This window comes from Paraburkholderia sp., assembly GCF_034668105.1.
Lineage (GTDB): Bacteria > Pseudomonadota > Gammaproteobacteria > Burkholderiales > Burkholderiaceae > Paraburkholderia.
In genome coordinates, this window is sequence record NZ_JAXDPY010000454.1 from 1 (window position 1) to 3,674 (window position 3,674).

A 3,674-nucleotide genomic window follows, 5' to 3' on the forward strand; every position below is an offset into this window, starting at 1 on the left:
TTTCCGTGATTTTCACGTGGGCGTCAGCAAGCGCTGGAATATGGCAAACGAGCTGTATGTCGCCTATGAGTACAAGAACGATCTGAACGGCCATGCGATGAACGTTAGCGGACTGATCGTGAACTACCTATATTTCCTGTCGAAACGAACGAACCTGTACGTCGCGGGAATGATGTTGAGTAACATCCGCTATACGACGACGAAGTACGGGTCAGGAAGCCGGGAACTCGACTTCGGAATTCGTCATCGTTTCTGATAAGGAATATTTTGTTATACTAATTCTGTAAAGAGAATGTGTCTTATGAGCCAAAATCGAACTATTGACTCTGCAGTGGAGCTTGACTCGTCCGCCATCGCGGTGCGAGAGATTGGGAGCTTTCACGTCGGCGGCAAGTTGCACACGCTGTCCGGCGTGGTGCATCGCGAGAGGCCGAGCACGCCAGGCGGCGCGGTATATTCTGCCGACCCGAACGGCGAAATCGTCGCGGGTCAGATGTATGTCCAGTATGTTCGACTTGCCTCGCCCGAAAGTCCTCATCCTCTTGTATGTTGGCACGGTGGCGGCATGACCGGGGCCACGTGGGAAACGACGCCGGACGGACGGCAAGGATGGCAGATGTTCTTCCTGCGGGCCGGGTTCGATGTGTACGTCTCGGATGCGGTCGAGCGCGGCCGTTCTTCGTGGGCGCCGTTCCCGGCGGTGTATGCGGATGAGCCCTACTTCCGCACCGGACGCGAGGCCTGGGAAGACGTCTTCCGATTCGGGCCGCACGGTTCATGGCACGTGGACCCGGCGCTGCGGCGCGCGCATGAAGGAACGCGTTTTCCTGTCCGGCATATGGACACGTTCATGAAGCAGTTCGTGCCAAGGTGGGCAACGAACAATACCCTGACGCAGGAAGCCTACGACGCACTGATCGCGCGCCTCGACAGCAGCATTGTGATGACGCATAGCCAGGGCGGAAATTTCGGGCTGACGGCTGCGCTTCACGCTCCGGATCGGGTCAAGGCAGTCATATCGATTGAACCCTCCGGCGCGCCCGACCCGCAAGCATTCGAACTGGCGAGACTGCGCGGTGTGCCGCATCTGTTTGTCTGGGGCGACTATCTCGACCAACGGCCTAGCTTACGTCTGCATGCGTTGCCAGCTGTGCGCGCGTGGAGCGACGCATTGGTCGCCGCGGGCGCGGATGTCGAATGGATCGACTTGCCTTCCCGGGGAATCAAGGGCAACAGCCATGCGTTGATGTGCGACGACAACAGCGACGACATCGCCGGCCTGGTGCTCGACTGGTTGAAACGACACGATTTGACGACCTGAGGTGGAGTCATGCGCCCCACCGACCTGGCAGATCGGTCGAATTAAATTCTCCAGTCCCAATTTTACGTTGGTTTAATAACCGGTTTGCTAAACATGACAATTTCCAGGCGCCTAATCTCTACGTTGGCGGTCGCCCTGATAGCCTTGATTTTCGTGGGCGGCATCGGACTCTGGCGGCTCAACCAGGCGCAACACCGCTTCGAGTACGTCCAGACCAATATCATTCCCGGCGTCAAGGAACTTGAAGACGCCAAGTACGATTTTGGCACCTATGCGCGGTCTGGTTTCAACTACCTTTTGAGTACCGACGATGCCGGCAGAGCCGAAAACGCTCAAGAGATCGACACGCTTGATAAAGTCATGGATCAGCATATCGCGACGTACCAGCGCGACCACATATCGGACGACACCGACCGCCAGATGCTCGAAAGCGATAAGGCGAGTCTCACGGCCTACCGGGTCGCACTGAAAAATTTCGAGGCGAGTGTCCGAGCGGGCGACCTGGATGGTGCCAGGGCCTCGCTGATGGTAGGGCCGTTGCACCTTGCGGGCAGGACATTAAGGGCAGGCATGGATAGTCATATCGCTTACAACGTCAAACTCGGCCACGATCTGCGCGATGCGAACAACACCGCTTACTCGCAGGCCTTGTGGTTGCTGATGAGCTGTATGGTCGCGGCGCTGTTGATGAGCGGCGGCTTGGGCCTGCAGCTTTATCGCTTGATCACCTCGGGCCTGAACAGTATCCAACAGACGTTGCAGCACGTGAGCCAATCGATGGACCTGACCCACACGGCCAAGGTCGAACGGATGGACGAAATCGGCCGCACTGCGACGGCCTTCAATGCCTTGTTGGCGCGCGTGGCAGAGGTGGTCGGCGAAGTTCGCGGTTCGGCCGGTTCGGTCAGCGTCGCCGCCAGGCAAATCGCCACCGGCAACGTCGATCTTTCTTCGCGCACCGAACAGCAAGCAGCCTCGCTCGAAGAAACGGCGGCCAGCATGGAGGAGCTGACCAGCACGGTCAGGCAGAACACCGATAATGCACGCCAGGCCAGCACATTCGCTTTGAGTGCCACGCACATTTCTGACCAAGGCAATCAAGTGGTCAAGCGCATGGTCGAGACGATGGGCGAGATCACGGCCAGTTCCACCAAAATCGCCGAGATTACCGCGCTGATCGAGGGCATCGCCTTTCAGACCAACATCCTGGCCTTGAACGCGGCGGTCGAAGCGGCGCGCGCGGGCGAGCAAGGCCGCGGCTTTGCGGTGGTAGCCTCCGAAGTACGCAATCTGGCGCAGCGCTCTGCCGCGGCGGCCAAGGAAATCAAGGACTTGATCGAAACGTCGGTCGGGACCATCCAGGAAGGTTCGAGCCAGGCGGCCGAAGTGGGCCGCACCACGGATGCGGTCAGGCAGGCGGTGCGGCGCGTGGCGGATATCATCGGCGAGATCGCGACAGCGTCCGAGGAACAGGGACGCGGTATCGAACAGGTCAATCAGGCGGTCGGCCATATGGACGAGGTGACGCAGCAAAACGCGGCGCTGGTCGAAGAGGCCGCGGCGGCGGCCCAATCGCTGAACGAACAGGCGACGAAATTGAACGAAATGGTTTTGGTATTCACGGTTAGTGGCGGGCCCGCTCGTATGCAAACCACCAAAGCCGCGCCGAGCGAGCATCTGGCCCGTCTTTCAGCCCCCAGACGCGATGCGACGCCCAAGGTTGGCCACGACAGCCGCCGTAACGCCGTGCCCGCCAGCGTGCCGTCAGCCGAGACCGGCGGGTCAGGCGACTGGACGACCTTCTAGATGCCTCATTCTCTAAGAAGTTCTAATGCAATGAAGGTTGAAGTTGCCGCCAGCAGATGATGCAGCAAGCGATTTGCATGAACGCTTCGTGAATAAAGGTGAGGCGTTCGAATCGAATGCGCAGGCGCCTGAAGTTATGCAGCCACGCAATTGTGCGCTCGACGACCCCTCGGGTTTTGCCAAGGCCACTGACTTGCGGCTCACCTCGACGGGAGATCTGGGTCGGGATGTCCGCAGTGTGTAGTGGCCGACGGGATTTGCCCTGATCGTAGCCACGATCACCCCGCACGGTCGCTGGCTTCGACAGCGGTCGACCACGATTGCAGCGAATTGGGATGGTGTCCATCCACGGCAGCAGTTGCGTAACGTCATGACGGTTGGCGCCCGTCAGGATCGGCGCGAGCGGGATACCTTGCGCTTGGGATACCGGACTGCAGCACGAACCGGATGCTGGTAAGCACGGCGCGATAGTCTAACGGTTTGCGCCCAGGATATCGGGGCGCCGGGGCCGTTTGAACCTGGTCGGGCAGCAGATAGGTAGGAAGCG

The 3,674-nt window shown here is 59.6% G+C and carries 2 protein-coding genes and 2 pseudogenes; 3 read left to right on the plus strand and 1 reads right to left on the minus strand.

Annotated features, from left to right (window positions below; genetic code table 11):
• The 3 genes and pseudogenes from QOC89_RS20390 to QOC89_RS20400 form a co-directional block, all read left to right on the plus strand.
• A pseudogene (locus tag QOC89_RS20390) lies at positions 1 to 256 on the plus strand (hypothetical protein); the annotation flags it as partial.
• 237 nt (positions 257 to 493) lie between these two features.
• On the plus strand, positions 494 to 1,321 hold the full coding sequence (locus QOC89_RS20395; RefSeq protein ID WP_323046673.1) for an alpha/beta fold hydrolase: 828 nt from the start codon (positions 494 to 496) through the stop codon (positions 1,319 to 1,321).
• 93 nt (positions 1,322 to 1,414) lie between these two features.
• On the plus strand, positions 1,415 to 3,127 hold the full coding sequence (locus tag QOC89_RS20400) for a methyl-accepting chemotaxis protein (RefSeq protein WP_323046672.1): 1,713 nt from the start codon (positions 1,415 to 1,417) through the stop codon (positions 3,125 to 3,127).
• A gap of 22 nt (positions 3,128 to 3,149) precedes the next feature.
• On the opposite strand, the pseudogene QOC89_RS20405 reads toward QOC89_RS20400, so the two are convergent.
• Positions 3,150 to 3,545: pseudogene (locus tag QOC89_RS20405) on the minus strand (transposase); the annotation flags it as partial.
• Positions 3,546 to 3,674 lie beyond the last annotated feature (129 nt).

What these genes read in the sequence shown, in the direction of transcription:
- QOC89_RS20400 (WP_323046672.1), top strand. Translation starts at nt 1,415, where the DNA reads ATGACAATTTCCAGGCGCCTAATCTCTACGTTGGCGGTCGCCCTGATA.
- QOC89_RS20395 (WP_323046673.1), top strand. Translation starts at nt 494, where the DNA reads ATGTATGTCCAGTATGTTCGACTTGCCTCGCCCGAAAGTCCTCATCCT.